This is a genomic window from Gluconobacter sp. P5H9_a (assembly GCF_018812085.1).
Lineage (GTDB): Bacteria > Pseudomonadota > Alphaproteobacteria > Acetobacterales > Acetobacteraceae > Gluconobacter.
Genome location: NZ_JACRVW010000009.1, coordinates 11,300 through 29,495 on the forward strand (window position 1 = coordinate 11,300; position 18,196 = coordinate 29,495).

The window sequence follows — 18,196 nt, forward strand, 5'->3', positions numbered from 1 at the left end:
AGTCGCCATCTGTTCGAGCGCCAAAGCAAGAACTAGCAGTAAATGATGCGCCATAACTTATACCTCATTGTCGCATGCGACGAGGTATTCATGGGTAATGTAGCAGCCCACTGGAGCGCCTTGCCTGCTCCGGATTAACGGTCTCTGGAGACATCTTCTGGCTTGCCGACAGTCGTGAGCGCAACTTTAGCCGGCACCTTGGGCTCACCATCGCAAACGGGGAACGCGGTACTGTGGTCACTTATCTAGTGATAATGTGCGGCGAAAAAACGTTTCTGAACAAGCCGAATATTCTGTCTCTGGGAGACATCCCTAAAAGCAACTGTTAAGCGTAAGCTATATCGCTTACTCTTTCATGAACGTTTCGGTTTACCGCAATTTCGCGCGAGGGAAACAGGCCCCTAGAGGCCGAGACTGGCAATCTGATCACCTTATTTGAGCATAAAGCTGACCTAAAACTTCTAGGCTCTCTTTTCACCTAGGGGAAGCATCCTTTTAGTGGATGCCTTCCCCAGCTTTCGACAGGAAAATAGCGGAAAAGCCCGGTTCCTTTCGGAACTAGCTCAATCTTCCACTCTGCCCTGCCTCATTACGCAGTAGGGAGAGCGGTTTTCCTGGTTGCTTTCAGAGAGTCCTTGGCAATTTTTCGAGCCTTACGGCGTTCAAGGCGCTCTTTCATTGCCATTTTCTCGTAACGTATCCGCTGACGGATCCAGTTCAACATGCCGGAAGCCGTCAGGACGGCGATACCAACGAAAGTCCAGCGGTCGAGAGGTTGACGAAAGACAAGATAGCTCAGCGCAACTCCCCACGCCATCTGACTATACTGCGGCAACGCAACGCGGTTCGCGGGTGCCCGAGCGGTTGCAAGCATCATGCACAACTGCCCCAATGCAGTCAGAAAGCCATACCCAAACAGGTAAATCCAAGTCTCGACATGAGAAGGCCAAGTGGCATGGGCAATCATCAGGATGCCGTTTCCAACCAGCGGCCCCATGAGACTGGACCCAAACAGCGACAGCCTCACTGTTTCCTTACTAGCTATGCGATAGGCAATGACACTTCCTGCATTCGCACAAGCGGCTAGAAGCGCACAGAGATGCCCTAGATTGAGCGGACGCATTCCAGGCCTCAGAACTATGAGAACCCCCGCAAAACCGAGCCCAACAGCCAGCCATGCCCAGAATGTCACTTTCTCCTTGAGAAGAAGAACCGATAGAATGGTTACAAAAAGCGGCATCAGAAACGTAATCGACAGAGCTTCTGGCATCGAAAGAAGCATAAAGGCTTTAACGCTGGCCGCTGTCGCCACGAAGACACAGAAAGCCCTCAGCAGCCACATTCCACGAAGCTGAGGCCGCACAATGTCTAGATAGGATTCCTGGGGTTTACGAATGAAAGGAAGAATAAGAAAACCAAAAACACCTCCAAAAAACGCAACCTCAAACGGGTTCAGACTTCCGTCCAGCAGTTTGGAAAAGGCATCACTAACGGCAAACGCAGCATACGCTCCGAAGGCCAAGGCCATTCCGGAGAAGAGGGTTTTGGTGTCCATAAGACTCTGGGATTCGATTGAAAAAAGAGAGGGCCGTGCTGAAAATTACTCAAGTGCGCCCGAAGAAAACGCAAATGTACAGAGCTGATCTATCCACCTGTAATTTCGGTAGGCTTCTTAGAAGAGTAATTACAGAAATTCAAACCTATTTTCTGCGATATTATGAATTTTTACAGCGCGCATTAAATATAACACGATATAAATGATTTATAACAAGCATGAAGTTATTGTGATTATAAAATATAATTAATTTATTAAGTATAATTATATAAATTAAAATTAAATCCGGGATCAATAAAATAATAAAAATAATTGATCCCGAATATAATTATTTATTCAGTGGAATTTTAACGATAATAAATGGCATCTCTTCAAGACTTTTACCATCATGAAACACAGGAAGTCGTGCCCATTGTCCAATTACACTATACACTGAACCGTCATGATATGCGAGGCCGTCCGGCTCTATAAGGCGGGCATCACGCGCAACCATCATAACTTGACCATCGACCGTGCGCCGAAGAATGCCGTGCCGCTCTACATCCGAGATGTACAAAGAGCCATCCGGGCCGGTTGCCATCCCGTCTCCCATTGTGGTCTCTCCTTCATATGTCACAGCGGCTTCAATCTGCGCCTCTGCCGTCTTTGAATCCGATAGGAGTGCGGTAGGGGCAGAGTATAGCTTGCGGCTGCTCAGAGACTGCCAGTAAAGCGTTTTCTGGTCAGCGCTTAGATCAATTCCATCTACTCCGCCCTGCGGAATGACTGCATGATCCGGATCATAACGCCCTACCACACCATCAATCATGCCGATGAAGCCAGGTTCGGCTGAGACAACCTTGGCATCAGCGAGAATACGCCGCTGCTTTCCGGTCGCAAGATCAATGACAACAAGACCTGGATGAACCCCTGTTGAGGTGTCGGTGATAAAGGCCGTACCAGCAGTACCGTGTGTCAGGTCAATCCGGACGTCATTCAGGTGGCTGTCCGGCAAGAGCGCAGGCGCCGTAACCGGGTATACCTTGACGATCCGATTTGTCACAGGATCGACTTCAAAGAGCTTCTGAGCACCGGCAACGGTGCCCTGCCCTTCGACCATACCTTCGTCCAGAACCCAGAGCTTGCCTTGTGCATCGACAATCATGCCAAGCGGCGAGACAAACTGCTCCTGCGATGCCGCATCAGGAAACGGAATAATCTTTCCCTTGGCATACACCCCAAGCCGCGCCCCTGCGTGCTCATGAGCACTCCGCGGAAAGCTTACGACCATCCGGTTATCGGGAAGAAATGCAATGCCGGATGGCTGAACATGAGGAAAGCGGGCAACAACCTGGACATTGCCTGAACTGATGGAGCCCTTATCTACACTATCTTTGGCGAGAGCCGGACCACCGGCAGCCATCGAGAAAAAACCAGCCGCGAAAACGGCTGCGAGGGAAAGGTTGGCTTTCAAGAACTGTTCTCCACTGATGGACCCAAAGGAGAGACGTTCTGTCTTTCAGGTCGCACTGATTTTCGTGACGCTCAGTAGTCCACGGATAAGGATACTCTGTCACTTCAGAAAGTGGACTTTCTCACGAAATATCAATCTCCTACTTGCCACCTTACAGGCGTAAGCGCATCCGTCGGCAGAGATACACGATGCATCGGAAAACCGATCATGTGGTCATCAAGTTCATGCGTTTCAGCGGTCGTAGGGTAAACAGCAACGCCTGCTCTTTGAATTACTCGCCACCCCAAGCATCCACAGCGAAAAAATTTTAATCGCAAACGAGGCAATCGCGAAAGTGCCAAGCCCGTCCTCGAACAGCCGCTTCTGCTGCCCAAAAGCATCTCCAGTTCCTGCGGCGAGTAGAAGGAAATCACAAAATGTCGGGCCGTAAGAACTCTGGGCATAAGCCAGACTGACATCTGAAAATCTGAGAGGTTACTAAATTTGGCTAAACCCCTCAGGACAACCGAACCATCAAAGACAATGATGAGATAGGCGCCCTAAATGACCGCCTTATTTGCAGAGTGCCTGGAAGGCAACTCCGATATAATGGTGTGGCCTGCACTTGTGGTCGAGGAAAGCCAAGGCCATGCTGTTCACACCTCTAAGCGCCTCAAACAATTGAGGCCCCAAGCGATGTATCTGGATAATTATTTCCGATTAAAAATCGTTCTAAATATTATACCCTATCCGCCTGTATAGTTTGTTTATTATCGAAACACTACGGTTAGCTTCTACTAGATCAGGCATTTCGTCTGTGTTGTTATATCCAAACCCCATATCATGACCCATCCACTGGACAACGATGCCGTCTCTTCGTGATACGACATATACGTTCTCAAAACTCATGCTGCACAGCGCCTCTGGCTGAGGAATTAGCCATGCGATCTGCCCCCGTATGGGAACAATGCTGTCATCATGCCATAGGACTCTGGCGCCATATCCGGTACAATTAATAAAAACAGGTTCTGGGAGAGTTGTCAGTTCTGAAGGATGATGAAGGGTCAAGATTTTGATCTTGCCGCCACGCTCCAAAAACTGCCGCAAAAGATAATCCGAATAGCTTGTGACGTTGAAAATCAGGTTCGGTTTCTTGTGAACTTCCGAATATGGAAGTCGAGTGTCGTCTATCCTGATCAGGTTTCCCTGAGGTTCGATGTCCTGAATACGCTCATCAAGTTTGGCGAAACCAATGGGATCTGCATGAGGCACCGAGGGTTCCCGGGAACGCATACCATAAAAAGTATCCCATTCTACCGGACTTCCTGGCAGCCCCTGAAGGCCTTGATAACAGGAGAAGGAATGCCGGGCCATGCTTTCCCATCGCGCGGCAAACTCCGGCGTCACAGCGTCTTTCTGGGCAATACGAGAAGACGGTGTCCAGCTTCCGGAGGCCCGTGCAGAACGGACGAACGGTGGAAGAGCCTCAGCATAGATCGTGACCTGAGCGCCAGCCTGCTGAGCAACAATTGCCGTCGTGAGGCCAATCGCACCGCATCCAATGACCCCGATATTCCGGGAACTGACKGGTAACGCCCGCTCTACCGCCAGCTTTGCGCTGCCCCATGAGAGCGACCAGCCGCTACCGCCATGCCCATAATTATGCACGACTGTCTTTCGGCCTACCTGCTCCACCTCCAAGCGCGGTCCAGCAGCCCGGAAAGGACGTAGACAGACTGTAATCCGGTCAACTCTGTCAGTTCGTGCCCGGATGACAGGTATGGAACGTACGTCCGCATCCAGGTCGGGGTTGATAAGAGTTCCGGACGCGCATCCGGAGAGGCTGGAAAGCCCTACAAGAGATGCTCCTCTTGTCAGGGCATGGCGGCGCGAGAGAAGGAGCATTGAGAAAAACTTCCAGCTACGAAAGGGAAAAGAGTGATCTACATACAGGTGCCAGATTAGGTTGGACCGCCTAACTTCAGAACGCTGGCATCGACTTTCTTCGACAGGCAAGCATCAGGGTGTAAATGGTTTTGCATATAAATTTTGCTATGCCGCGATGGTATTCTCAAGCCGAACTGCCAATCAGAAACCATTCAGGAAACCACCATCTTCATTTTGAAGTCTTATCAATCATTACGAAAACTCAGCCAGAATGAAATTCTCAAAAAGCTTGCAAAGCATAACTTCGGGTTAAGAAACTTCCGCAAGCAGCCTATTTTCCATACAAGCGTGGTTCGTTCTTGTTTCAGATTGAATTTCCATTCTGAAGTCAGCATAACCCATGCCATGTCTTTGGCATCGGCTTTTGCAAAAGGGTGATAAAAGACGTTTCATTCGCGCGTAGATGTTACCCCTCTTGCCTCCCCTCCTGTGAACAGTTCAGAAACCTCTCTTTCAAAGTAAGGACCCCCAATGCGCCTGCGCCAGATCGAAGTTTTTTATGCGATCATGACGACGGGTTCGCTCCGACGTGCTGCCGAGTTACTTCACGTCTCGCAGCCAGCAGCAAGCAAGGTTCTGCGCTACGCCGAACAATCGTTGGGTTTTGCGCTATTTGAACGAACGGGCGGCCGACTGGTGCCGACACGTGAAGCCCGTATCATGCTCCCGCATGTCAACGCGATCTTCGAGAAACTATCCGATCTCAAGCGCCTGACCGACAATTTACGCTACGCGCGGGATGGACATTCAATCAGTATCGGATGCGTACCAAGTCTGGGGTTAAGCCTGGTGCCTCGTGTGGTGCAGCGATACCGTGCCGATCATCCGGGAATGGAACTGACGATCGATGCGATGCACGGGACTGAAATCGTGTCTCGCATCATGAATCATGACCTCGATCTGGGAATTGTTTTCGGCGATTACACATACGATGGACTGACAGCACTCCATATTGCAGACATTCCGCTGATGATGATCGAAGGAGAAGCGGGAGAAGGACCAGTCAGCGTTACCGGGATCGATCCTGAACGCTATATCGGGTTAACCGAAAACGATCCCACGGCCCGCATGCTGGATATGGTGCTGGAAGAGGCTGGAATTCCCATCAAGGCCCATGTGCGAGTACGAACTCATTTCATGGCAGCTGAACTCGTTCGCCTCGGTGGCGGATGTGCAATCGTGGATGCTGTGACAGCCCTGCATCATCCGGGTCTGTCTCGCCCCCGCCCTCTCTCACCCCCCTTAAGCGTGAGTTGCACGGTTCTATTCCGGGCAGACCATGCCCTGTCGCATATTTCACAGAATATCCTTGCCCTCCTGCGAAGTGAACTGGACGTCGATCTCCTCGCCTTGAAAGAATGAACGGCGTATTTTAACCCAAGGTTAAGGGTTCACTCCATCTTTAAGACAGGACAGGCAGAACATTTCGTGCTCTGAATCATCTTTCTTTCTTCACGGTCTCCTCCTGCTCCGGAGCCGGAAATTCGTATTCAGAGCCGTTCATGATCCAGCCTTTTAGACAGTCACTCATGCTTGCCGTCTCGACGGCCCTCTTCCTTTCCACAACATGCATCACCCATGCCGCGACGCTGCCACGCGGACTAACCGAGCAGGACATCACCGCGACGGTGGAACGTGCGCGATCGGCCTTCGACGTGCCAGGAGTTGCGGTTGCCGTGGTGCAGGATGGCGAAGTCGTGTTCAGCCGCGGCTATGGACGACGCACGCAGGACAGCGCGAGCGCACCGGTTGACGCCCGCACAATGTTCGCTATCGGCTCCAACACCAAGGAATTCACCACGACGGCGCTGGCCCAACTGGTCGATCAGGGCAAGCTGAAATGGAACGACCGGGTAATTGATCATATGCCGGACTTCCGCGTGGCCGATCCGGCCATTACGCGGGATTTCCGCATCTCGGATCTGCTGACGCATCACAGCGGCATGGGACAGGGCGCCGGAGACCTGATGCTGTTTTCACACAGCACGTTCACGCGTCCGGAGATTTTGGCAGGCTTGCCGTTCATGCCTTTCACAGCCCCATTCCGCAGCGAGTACGCCTATAACAATCTTCTGTATGTCGTCGCAGGCGCGCTGGTGGAGCGCCTGACAGGACAGAGCTGGGAAGATGTGGTCCAGAAGCACTTGATCGATGCGGCGGCCCTTCCGGCCTGTCAGAGCACGCCGCCGGTCAAAGGCCAGACGAATGTGGCAATCGGCGAAGGTGAAAGCACAGTTCTGCCTGAGCGGAGCGCCCTGCGCCTGCCGGGTGTCGCACCAGCAGGCGGCATCTGGTGCAGCGCCGATGGCGTGGCGCGATGGGCCCAGACTTATCTCAATGGCGGCCGCGCGCCTAACGGCCAGCAGATTTTCAGCCAGACCAGCCGCGATACCCTCTGGGCGCCGCACGGGCTCCTGCCGCTGGCCGAGACGGCGGAGGCTACAAAGACGCATTTCCGCGCCTATGGCTACGGTTGGTTCATGGAGGATTTCTTTGGCCTCAAGCGCGTCTGGCACACCGGCACCATCAGCGGAATGGTCAGCTACGTAACCTTCCTGCCCGAACGCCGATCAGGCATTGTCATTCTGACCAACCATGACGATCACGCGGCGACTTACGCAATTGCGACAACACTCAGCTCCTATGTCGCAACCGGCGCAAGTTCAGACTGGGTCACGCATTTCCAGAACGAGAAAAACGCCAAGCAGGCTGCAAACGCGAAAAAGGCCGCCGAGAGTGGCCCTGGCTCCCCCGCGCGACCTTTCATCACGCTCTCACACGATGCGCAGCAGGACTATGTCGGGACCTATCGCGATGACTGGCGTGGCCCGATCACAATCAGCCGTCGTGGAAAAGATCTGCGGATGTCCTTCAGCCATGCTGACGGCCTGATCGGAACGCTCTCCGCCCTGCCGCATGATCTGTTCATTGTCCGCTGGGAAGACCGTGAGCAGGATGCGGACGATGATTCCTATGTGCAGTTCGAACGCGACATCTCGGGTCAGGTGAGTGGCATGAAAATGCAGGTCATCGGCTCTGATTTCAGCTTTGATGCGCAGGACCTGCACCCGCAGAAAGTCCGTTCTGCAACAAAACCTTCCAATCCCTGAATTCTTGTTTTTATGTCAAAACAAAACCTTAACCACAGGTTATGGAAAGATGGCCTCTTTGCATTAGCCCGACTGAGTTGGAGGCTGTAGGCTTAGGACATGATAACGGCGCAGGGGATCGCAGCGTCTCCCCCGCGCCCAGCCTCTGGACGCTCAGGATTTTTATGGCCGGCAAACGGACCATCACCATCATCGGCGGAGGCGTTATCGGCCTGACAGCCGCCTACGCCCTCGTTCGGGACGGACATGACGTCACCCTGATCGAACGCCGCAAGGACGTCGGGCAGGACGCCAGCTTCGCAAATGGCGGCCAGCTCAGCTACCGCTATGTCAGCCCGCTGGCCGACGCCGGTATCGCGCAGGACGCCTTGGGCTGGCTGTTCCGCCCGAATTCTCCGATCTCGCTGCGACTGAAAGCCGATCCGCATCAGTGGCGCTGGCTGCTTGCGTTCCTGTTCGCCTGCAACCGGCAAACAAACCGCCGCAACGCCGCAGTCCTGCTTGATCTGGCTCTCAGCGGACAGGCCGAGCTTCAGAACTATCGCGAGGAAGGTCTGGGCGATTTCCTGTGGCGTCGTCCGGGAAAACTCGTCTTGTACAGGAACGCCACTACCTTCCGTAAAGCCGCAAAATCCGTCAGCGATCCGCAGCTCCAGCGCGCGCTCTCGCCTTCCGAATGTGCTGATGTTGAACCCGCCTTCGCGGGTCTGCGCGGGCAGATTGCAGGCGGGATTTTCTCGCCTGAGGACGAGGTCGGGGACTGCTTCCTGTTCTGCAAGGCTCTACGCGAAGCCCTTGCCGCTTCACCGAACTTCCGTCTCGTACAGGGCGACGCCACGCTCACCGCAGGGCCAAAAAAACACTGCGCCGTCCAACTTGATGGCAAGCCCTTCGAGACTGATGTTGTGGTTCTCTCAGCCGGGATCGGCTCCCGGAAACTGGCACGCCCGCTCGGGATTGACCTGCCGCTTTACGGCCTGAAAGGCTACAGCCTGACCACGCGTCCGCGTCCCGGCCTCGTGCCCTCAGTCAGCGTGACGGATTACGACAACCGCGTGGTCTATGCCGGTCTAGGCGATCGCCTGCGGGTCGCCGCAATGGTCGATATCGGTTCGGAAAATACCGATCTGAACCCAAAACGCCTCGGAGAACTGCGCGCGCTTGTGGCGGAGACGCTTCCCGGCGCACTGGGTCAGGGCGACGATACGCCTTGGGCCGGACTGCGGCCCGCCACCCCGACCGGCGTTCCGATCATCGCCCGCACCCGGTATGACAATCTTCTACTCAATGTGGGGCATGGTGCCCTTGGCTTCACACTCTCGGTCGGCTCGGGCCTGAGACTGAAAGAGATCGTGGCCGGGTTCGACACCCGCGCCGTCAGCTGAGAAAGGAACAGGTTTCTATGCAGGCCACCCGCCGCACGGTTCTTCTTGGCGGCGTCGCCGCCACCCTGTCCATGCCAGGACGTAGCGCACGCGCCGCCTCTCCCCTTCAGAGCTTGCTGGGCCTGAGTCAGCCGGTCGAAGTTCTCGAAGACCGCTGGGGCGTCCCCCATGTCCGCGCGCAGACCATCCCCGACGCCTTCTTTGCCGACGGCTATCTGGTCGCGCGCGACAGGCTATGGGAACTGGATTTCGGCCATCGTCAGTCTCTAGGACGACTGGCAGAAGTCTTCGGCCCGGCCTTCGTGCCTTTCGACACGGCCAACCGGCTGGTGCTGTTCCGCGGCGATGCCGAGCGCGAACTCGCGACCTTTCCTCAACTGACCCAGGACTGTGCTCGCGCCTATGTCGCCGGGATCAATGCGCGCATCGCGGAAGTCACCGCAACACCCACCCTCCTGCCCCCGGAATTCGGCATTTTCGCCACTGCACCCTTGCACTGGGATGTGCTGGACCTGATCCGCATCCGCGCCGAAGTCACGGGCAACACCCGTACCGAAATCCGCCGCGCCCGACTGGCCGCACGCGGAGCACTGGCCTACGACGCCCTCATCACGCCGCTGGAACCCGTCCACGACCTGCGGATCCCAGAAGGGCTGGACACCGCTGCCATCTGCGAAGACGACCTCGGACTGTTCGGTGTGCTTCAGGCCCCCCTACCACGGCACGACCTCCATGCAGCCGCCGAGAACGAGACGCGACGACGGAATGAGGGCAGCAATTCTTGGGTCATCGCCCCCTCCCGCACCGCGACCGGCCGTCCCATTCTGGCTAACGACCCGCATCTGTCCTTCGGCATGCCCGGCCCCCGTCACGTCATCCATCTGACGGCGCCGGGACTGGATGTGATCGGCGGCGGTGGCGCGGGCATGCCCGGCGTCATGCAAGGCCATAACGCGACAATCGCCTTCGGACGGACGAATTTCCATATCGATCAGGAAGACCTGTTCATCCTGCGCACCAACTCCGCCGATCCGCTGCTTTATGCCCATCAGGGCGGCTGGAAACGCATGGAACAGGTCGAGGCGCGGATTGCAGTCCGTGGCGAGGCCGAGCGCGTGGTGAGCCTGTTCTATTCCGTGCACGGGCCGGTCGTCTCTCGTGATCCGGCACGCAACCGCGCCACGGCGGTCTCCGCCACCTGGCTCGCTCCCGGCGCGAACGGGCTTCTGGCCAATATCGGGATCAATCTGGCGCATGACTGGACCAGCTTCCGCGAAGCCCTGCGCGTCCATACCAGCCCGACCAATTTCACCTATGCCGACACCAGCGGCAATATCGGCTGGCAGGCCGCAGGCGGTCTGCCGCGCCGCGCTCCGGGACATGACGGGCTGATGCCCGCACCGGGAGACGGACGATACGACTGGCAGGGCCTTCAGCCGCTCGAAGCCCTGCCCAGCAGCTTCAACCCCGCACGCGGCTGGTTCGGAACATCCAACGAAATGAACCTGCCCCCCGGCTATCCGGTCGAGGAACGGCGCGTCAGCTTCGAATGGCGCGACGGCTTCCGACACGAGCGCGTGGCCCAGATGCTGGATGCAACCCCGCGCGCGACCCTTGCCGACAGCGTAGCCCTGCAACACGACACATTCTCCGTGCTGGCCCTGCAAATGGTCCGGCTCCTGCCCGACGTCCCGCCTGACCTTGCCGCAGAGGCCGCAGTGCTCAAAGCATGGAACGGCCGCGTCGATGCTTCAAGTGCGGCAGCAGCGCTGTATGAAGTCTGGTGGACCGGGCTCGAACGCGCCCTGCACGCGCTCATCATCCCAGCCGCTCTGCACGACCTGCTGCCGGGGCCGGTGAACGCCACGGTTCAGCTCTCCCTGTTCCAGTCCCCCGATGCCCGCTTTGGCACAGATCCAGTAAGCGCGCGGAACAGGATGCTCGTCGAACAGTTCCGGGAAGCCGTTCAGGAGTTGCGGAAGCGCCTCGGCCCGCTTCCCGCCGCATGGCGCTGGGGGGCACTCCATGCCATCACGCTGCGTCATCCGCTCGCTTCCGTCCCGGCCATCGCGGCGGCTTTCCCCGCGGTTGGCAGCCCTTCGGCCCAGAGCGGCGGGGACCCCTATACCGTCATGGCCCGCTGGTACAGTCCGCAAACCGGCGGTGCCGACGCCTATGCCACGACCGGAGGCGCCAGCTATCTGATGGTGTGTGACGTCGGCCACTGGGACCGCTCGCTGTATCTCAACTTTCCCGGTCAATCCGCCAATCCAAAATCCCCGCATTACGCCGATTTCCTGCCTGTCTGGCTGCGTGGCGCTGACACAGGGCGAAGTCCGCCCGCTGGCCGCCATCGCCGCCGTCCGTCTGCGGCACGGTCGCGTCGCCTACAGCTATTATGGCGGATTTGCACGACGCACCTCGGACGGACCCATTCCCGTTGGACCACAGACGCTCTTTCGTATCGCCTCGATTTCCAAAGTCGTCACAACCATCGGGCTGATGGAACTGGTCGAGCAGGGCAAAGTCGACCTCGATCACGACGCCTCCGACTATCTGGGCTTCAAGCTCCGCAACCCGGATTTCCCCCAGACACCGATCACAGTGCGGATGCTGCTCAACCACACCTCCAGCATCCGGGATGCCGACGGCTACATCCTCCCACCGGACCACAAGATCAGCGAGTTCTTTGATACAACCCGCAAACCCGGTGAGCTCGGCTACCACTTCGCGCATGGCGACGGACACGCGCCGGGCACATGGTTTGAATACTGCAATCTCTGCTACGGCCTCGTCGGCACGATCATGGAGCGTGTCAGCGGTGAGCGCTTCGACCACTACCAGCAGACACATGTGCTGGATCCGCTTGGGATCGACGGCGGCTATAACCGTATGTCCCTCGCCCATCCCGACCGTTTGGCCACGCTCTACAGCCATCAGCCCAGAGGATGGGAAGCCGAGACGGACACCCAGCCCCTGACACCGAGTTGGAACGCCGCATCCCTCGCCAGCTACACGCCGGGCACCAACGGCACGCTGTTTTCCCCGCAGGGTGGCCTGCGTATTTCCATGGAAGGGCTGACCCGTCTTGCCCGCTTCATGCTCGGCCACGGCACCCTGGACGGCAGAACGCTGCTTTCGGCCCACAGCATCGCCCTGATGCAGACCCCCACCTGGCAGTATGACGGACAGAATGGCGACTGCCCCTACCCGATCGCCAGCTATGGTCTGAGCATGGCGCGCCTGACCGGAGCGCGGGATTCTTCGGGCCGCGAAACCCGGCCCTATAAAGGCTATTCCGGCGATCTGGCGGGTCACCTCGGCGATGCCTATTCGCTGCATTCGGGCTTCTGGTACGACCCCGCAACCGGCGATGGCTTCCTGTTTGCAGCGGACGGCTTCCCCGATGCCGGGCAGGAACGCCCGGGTGTCTATTCATCATTCACCCGTATCGAGGAAGAGATCTTCACCGCCCTCGCCGAAGCCGGGAAATCAGCCCCATGACTGTTCGACTGTCCCTTCTCGCCGCCTCAGCACTGCTCGCGGCCACTTGTTCCGGCGCAATCGCGGCCCCCACGCAGGACGCAACCCAGTTGGGCGCCCTGCTGGCCATGCCCTATGCCAACGGACTGACAGGGGCCGAAAAAACAGCACGTCTGGCCTGGGTGGAACGTCGGAACGGCATCCGCAACATCCTGATTTCCGACGGAGGCGCGCCCCCCCGCAAGGTCACCGCTTATACGCAGGATGACGGAACCGATCTGTGGGGCCTCGCCCTCAGCCCGGACGGACGGACACTGGCCTTCGTTGAGGGCGGCGATGCGGAATATCCCAATGACCACGCCCCCAACGCCGACAATACAGCCGTGCCCGGCAAGGAAACCGTGCGCGTCCTCCTGCCCGATGGCCGGACGACCACCGCCGGCGAAGGACACAGCCCGGTCTTCTCGCCGGACGGACGCCTGCTGGCCTTCATGCGGGGCGGCGCGCTTCTGGTCGGAAAGCCGGATCAAACGCCTCATGTGGTCATGACCACACCGGGCGAGATCACCGCACTGCACTGGTCCCCGGACAGCCGCCATCTCGCACTCGAAATCGACCGTGGCTCCCACAGCCTGATCGCGCTCTGGGACGCCAGAAACAGCAGCGCCACACCCCTGTTTCTGCCCGCCGCACTGGGCCACGATCAGGAAGCGACCTTCTCGCCAGACGGCCGCTCCCTCGCCTTCGTCCGGGCCTATCACCCCCTGATGACGGCCGAACGCGGAAAGGGACATTTCTGGTCCCTTCAGGTCTATGACACCGCATCCGGCGCGGAACAGACGCTCTGGACCGCACCCGAAGGCGCTGGAAACCGCTTCTGGGCGCCGGAAGGCATGGACCTGACATGGACCCGCAACGGACAGCTCCTGTTCCCCTGGGAAGGCAGCGGCTGGCTGCGCCTCTGCGCCCTCAGCGTCACCGCCCCTGGCTCTGGCGCAACACCACGCTGCCTGACGCCGGATCAGGCCGAAATCGCATCCTACCGTCTGTCAGTGGATGAAACCCGCCTGCTCTACACGGCCAATATCGGCGATCCGGATCACTGGCGCGCCTGGTCCCAGCCCCTCGAGAACGGCCAGCCCGTATCCCTCAGCGCACCCAACGAACAGGTTATGGACCTCACACTGGCGGGACCGGCCATCGCCATGATGGCCACCAGCCCAGACCAGCCCGCCCMTCCGGTCGTGCTCCAGAACACTGTCCGACACCTCCCCGTAACCCCCACCGTCCCGAACGGCTTCACATTCACACCCCCTCAGGTCGTCCATTTCCGCAGCGAGGACGGCCGCGACATTCACGGACAACTGTTTCTGCCTCCCGCCGGAACACCACCGGGCCCGCATCCCGCGCTGATCTTCGTGCATGGCGGGCCGCACCGGCAGATGCTCCCGGCCTTCAATCCGATGGGCTATTATTCCAATGCCTACGCCATGAACCAGTTTCTGGCATCGCGCGGATATGTCGTGCTGGCCGTCAATTACCGTAGCGGCACCGGCTACGGCGTGGACTTCCGGACCGCCCCCGGCATCGGCCGCGCGGGCGCCAGTGAATACAAGGACGTTCACGCAGCCGGACTGTTCCTGCGCAGCCGCTCCGATGTGGTCCCCGGCAAGATCGGCATCTGGGGCGGAAGCTGGGGTGGTTATCTGACGGCTCTGGCCTTGGCCCGCAACAGCGATCTGTTCGTAGCCGGTGCAGATTTCCACGGCGTCCATGACATGACGGAACCAGATCATTCCGGCCTTTCTCCCGAGGAGAAGCAACGGGAAAAGGAGAGCGAGTGGCTATCATCCCCAGTTGCCGACATCGCGCACTGGCGCTCACCAGTCCTGCTGATCCACGGGGATGACGACTTCAATGTCGAATTCGAACAATCTGTCCTGCTGGCCCGCATGCTCGTAGAACGGAATATTCCGTTCGAAGATCACGTCTTCCCCGGTGAACGCCACGCCTTCCTGCGAACACAGGACTGGCTGAACGCCTATCTGTGGACGCTGCATTTCTTTGACACAAAGCTACCAGTCGTACAGCCAAACTGACTCCTGCCGGATCTGCGTGCGGGACAAACATTTCCAAAAGGCAAATCCGGCCGGGAACCGAGGCCTATCCTTCCCCGTCACCAACAAAATGTTGCCTTCATGAAACGTAAGGGGATGTCGCGCACTTAACTTTTGGTTATATAGCGCGCGCAGTTTCGAAATCGACGGTTGCGTTACAGGCATGCAATATTAGTTCGATATCGCAACATCATCGCCCATCGGCGTTTATGAGGGAACCAGGGTATGACGGCCAGACTGCCCCTGAAGTCTTATCTCCTGTCCTTTGCAGCTCTGTCGTCGGGCGCAGCGTACCTTGTGCCGCAGCAGGCTTATGCTGCCGCAACAGTGTCCAGCCCTGCCGATGCCAAGGACACATCATCTCACTCTACAAAATCCTCCGCGGAGCACAAAAAAACTCAAAAACCGGTTAAGGCCAGCCGGGAAGTCATTACGGTTACGGGCAGTCACATTGCGAACACGCATATCAAGTCTCCGACCCCCATCAGCTCCCTTAACCAACAGGAAATCCTGAATCAGGCCCCAAGCAACAATATTGCTGACCTGATCAACCAGATGCCGCAATTCGCGGGAAGCCAGACACCTCAGAATTCCGCCTATTCCCTAAGTGATGGCCTCGCTGGCATTAACGCACTCAACCTTCGTAATCTTGGTGCCGTCCGGTCACTCGTGCTTCTGGATGGACGACGGATCACGCCATCCGCCATCACCGGGATTGTCGACATCAACACAATCCCACAGCAGCTGGTCAAACGTGTGGATGTAGTGACGGGAGGAGCATCGGCGCAGTACGGCTCCGATGCTGTCGCAGGGGTCACGAACTTCGTACTCGACAAGACCTACACAGGCCTGAAGGTGACTGCGGATTCCGGCATCTCGGACTATGGGGATGGAGAGAACCAGCATGCCGCCATAGCTGGCGGCTTTGGCTTCGCACATGGGAAGGGGCACGTTCTTCTTAGTGGCGACATTGCCCATCAGGACGGCATTTTCAGTGTAAACCGCAGCTGGAACAGAAACGGCGACCGCATTATCGCCAATCCCGACTATGCAGCGGGAAACGGGCAGCCCTATTACATCCGCGTTGGTAATGCAGGAACCAACAACGTCATGCCCGGAGGGATCATTAATGCCTCCAAGGGAGGCGTGACCAATTCGCTGCGTGGGATCTATTTTGGTCCGGGCGGAAGTGTCAATCACTACAATTACGGCTCTCTGTCGACCTCCAGCGTCTCGGTCGGCGGTGATCAGAACCTGGCCAACAATAACAAAAACATTGGCCTGGAACCTCAGAGCGACCGTAAAAATCTCTTCGGACGCCTGAGCTACGATGTCGCGCCGTGGATGACCCTGTATGCCGAGGGTGCCTACAATGAGAGCGAATACGTCTACAACGCCGGGCCACAGTATCTCAGCTCAATCTCGCTGAAAGGGACCAACCCCTATCTTGTGGATGCTCTTGGCGCTAACGCACTTCAGAATGTCTCGAACGTCACTGTCGGGACGACTGCGCTCGACATGCCCTACCGTCGGACTGACAATCTCCGCAACGTCCAGCGTTATACGTTCGGTGGCGAAGGCAACTTCGAGATGTTCGGCAAACGCGCCTCATGGAACGCCTACGCCCAGTATGGCGTCACCCACACACACGAGCAGATCTACAACGTCATGAACACGGCAAAAATCGCCAATGCGACCGATGCCGTGCGAAACTCGGCCGGGCAGACTGTCTGCCGCTCTTCCCTGACCAATCCCGGCGATGGCTGCTCCCCGATCGACTGGCTGGGAACGGGCGTCATGTCGTCATCGGCCATTGATTACGCTCTTGGCGCACCATGGCGGAATCAGCGGTTTCAGGAAGTCGTCTCGGGCGTCAACCTCTCCACGATCCCCTTTGCAACATGGGCCGGAGATGTGAACGTCGCCGTCGGTGGCGAATATCGTGACGAGCGTGCCTCGGGTTACGTTCCGGCAGAATACCAGTCGGGCTGGTCGGTCGGCAATTACCGGCCAACCTTTGGGCACTACAACGTCAAGGAAGCTTACCTGGAGACGGCCGTGCCGCTGGCAAAAGGTCTGTCCTTTAATGGTGCCGTCCGCGGAACGGACTACTCGACTTCTGGCTATGTCACGACATGGAAAGTTGGCGGAACGTGGCAGCCTGTCAGGGATGTTCTGTTCCGCGCCACCCAGTCGCACGACATCCGTGCACCAAACATCAACGAACTTTACAATGCAGGGACATCCCAGACGACGAGCGTGCTCGACCCGGTCACGGGTCAGACGGCTACCGTTCTCTCCACGACGACCGGCAATACGAAACTGCGTCCCGAGACGGCTAACACAACCGTCGTCGGCGCCGTCATCACTCCGCGATATGTTTCGGGCCTGGCGGTTTCGGTTGACTGGTTCCACACCAAGATCAAAGGTGCGATCGAACAGTTCTATCCGCAGTCCATCATTAACGAGTGCTATGCAGGATACACGACCTTCTGTTCGGCGGTCCGTCCCGATCCGAGTGGGACGCGTGATCTTCTCATCAGCGCCTCTCCGTTCAACTTTGCCAATCTTGAAACCAGTGGCATCGATATCGACGCCTCTTACAGCTTTCCGCTCCGCCGCCTGCTACGCGACGCCGATGGCAAGTTCACCCTCCATGGTCAGGCCACGAACTACCTGAAATATGTTTCTAATTCCGGTGTGGGCTATACCGTCGACACATCAGGCGACATTTCGTCCGGCCCGCCGCGCTGGATCTACCGCTTCTCGGCCACCTACAGCACATCACGATACAGCGTCACGGCCATCGCCCGGGGCATCAGTGCAGGCAATTATTCCAACAGCTATGTTCAGTGCTCGGGGACCTGCCCAGCGTATAACGCCAATTATCCCACGATCAACAATAACCGTGTCACGGGCATTTTCTACTTCGACATGAACGCGACCTACAATCTGCCAGTTGAAAAAATCGGCAAGATGCAGCTTTTCCTGACCGTAACCAACCTCGCAAACACCTCTCCGATCCTTCTGCCGGAAGGCGGACTTGAGGCCGACGAAACCTATAGCAACCTGCTCGGGCGGACTTATCGCGGCGGTATTCGCATGGAATTCTAAGGGCGGTTTTTCCACTCCAGATCATCCCCGCACTGAGGCTGCCTGCACACCAA

At 57.5% G+C, this 18,196-nt stretch carries 9 protein-coding genes and 1 pseudogene; 7 read left to right on the forward strand and 3 right to left on the reverse strand.

All coding sequences use genetic code 11. From position 1 onward, the window contains the following. Positions 1 to 589: 589 nt before the first annotated feature. From KP708_RS10045 to KP708_RS10055, 3 genes are all read right to left on the reverse strand, one after another. Positions 590 to 1,555, reverse strand: a complete 966-nt coding sequence (locus KP708_RS10045) for a DMT family transporter (RefSeq protein WP_252347543.1) — start codon at positions 1,553 to 1,555, stop codon at positions 590 to 592. A gap of 328 nt (positions 1,556 to 1,883) precedes the next feature. Continuing rightward, positions 1,884 to 2,957: an L-dopachrome tautomerase-related protein gene (locus tag KP708_RS10050; RefSeq protein ID WP_215751189.1), complete on the reverse strand. Its 1,074-nt coding sequence runs from the start codon at positions 2,955 to 2,957 to the stop codon at positions 1,884 to 1,886. Between the two features lie 762 nt (positions 2,958 to 3,719). Next, positions 3,720 to 4,892, reverse strand: a complete 1,173-nt coding sequence (locus KP708_RS10055) for an FAD-dependent oxidoreductase (protein ID WP_215751123.1) — start codon at positions 4,890 to 4,892, stop codon at positions 3,720 to 3,722. 513 nt (positions 4,893 to 5,405) lie between these two features. Here KP708_RS10055 and KP708_RS10060 point away from each other — a divergent pair. The 7 genes and pseudogenes from KP708_RS10060 to KP708_RS10090 all read left to right on the forward strand — a co-directional run bounded on the left by KP708_RS10060 (position 5,406) and on the right by KP708_RS10090 (position 18,143). Next, complete coding sequence (locus tag KP708_RS10060) at positions 5,406 to 6,296, forward strand: LysR family transcriptional regulator (protein WP_215751124.1); 891 nt, start codon at positions 5,406 to 5,408, stop codon at positions 6,294 to 6,296. Positions 6,297 to 6,436: 140 nt separating this feature from the next. After that, positions 6,437 to 8,044 carry a serine hydrolase gene (locus tag KP708_RS10065; RefSeq protein WP_215751125.1) on the forward strand — a complete coding sequence of 536 codons (1,608 nt, stop codon included), beginning with the start codon at positions 6,437 to 6,439 and terminating at the stop codon, positions 8,042 to 8,044. A gap of 164 nt (positions 8,045 to 8,208) precedes the next feature. After that, the gene (locus KP708_RS10070) at positions 8,209 to 9,429 is read left to right on the forward strand and encodes an FAD-dependent oxidoreductase (protein ID WP_215751126.1); all 1,221 of its coding nucleotides are present in this window, start codon (positions 8,209 to 8,211) and stop codon (positions 9,427 to 9,429) included. A 71-nt stretch (positions 9,430 to 9,500) separates the two neighbouring features. Further along, positions 9,501 to 11,735, forward strand: a pseudogene (locus tag KP708_RS10075) (penicillin acylase family protein); the annotation flags it as partial. Positions 11,736 to 11,742: 7 nt separating this feature from the next. Next, a complete protein-coding gene (locus tag KP708_RS10080; RefSeq protein WP_371823799.1) occupies positions 11,743 to 12,933 on the forward strand; it encodes a serine hydrolase domain-containing protein in 1,191 nt (396 codons plus the stop codon). Then, positions 12,930 to 15,011, forward strand: coding sequence for a prolyl oligopeptidase family serine peptidase (locus KP708_RS10085; RefSeq protein ID WP_215757174.1), 2,082 nt, complete (start codon positions 12,930 to 12,932; stop codon positions 15,009 to 15,011). Before KP708_RS10080 ends, KP708_RS10085 begins: the two co-directional genes overlap by 4 nt. Positions 15,012 to 15,254: 243 nt before the next feature. Continuing rightward, positions 15,255 to 18,143 (forward strand): TonB-dependent siderophore receptor, encoded by a 2,889-nt coding sequence (locus KP708_RS10090; protein ID WP_215751130.1) that lies wholly within the window; start codon positions 15,255 to 15,257, stop codon positions 18,141 to 18,143. The last annotated feature ends 53 nt before the right edge of the window (positions 18,144 to 18,196 follow it).

Bases quoted from the DNA above. Each gene is read 5' to 3' on its own strand.
- KP708_RS10045 (WP_252347543.1), bottom strand. From the start codon at position 1,555: ATGGACACCAAAACCCTCTTCTCCGGAATGGCCTTGGCCTTCGGAGCG.
- KP708_RS10050 (WP_215751189.1), bottom strand. From the start codon at position 2,957: ATGGCTGCCGGTGGTCCGGCTCTCGCCAAAGATAGTGTAGATAAGGGC.
- KP708_RS10060 (WP_215751124.1), top strand. From the start codon at position 5,406: ATGCGCCTGCGCCAGATCGAAGTTTTTTATGCGATCATGACGACGGGT.
- KP708_RS10065 (WP_215751125.1), top strand. From the start codon at position 6,437: ATGATCCAGCCTTTTAGACAGTCACTCATGCTTGCCGTCTCGACGGCC.
- KP708_RS10070 (WP_215751126.1), top strand. From the start codon at position 8,209: ATGGCCGGCAAACGGACCATCACCATCATCGGCGGAGGCGTTATCGGC.
- KP708_RS10090 (WP_215751130.1), top strand. From the start codon at position 15,255: ATGACGGCCAGACTGCCCCTGAAGTCTTATCTCCTGTCCTTTGCAGCT.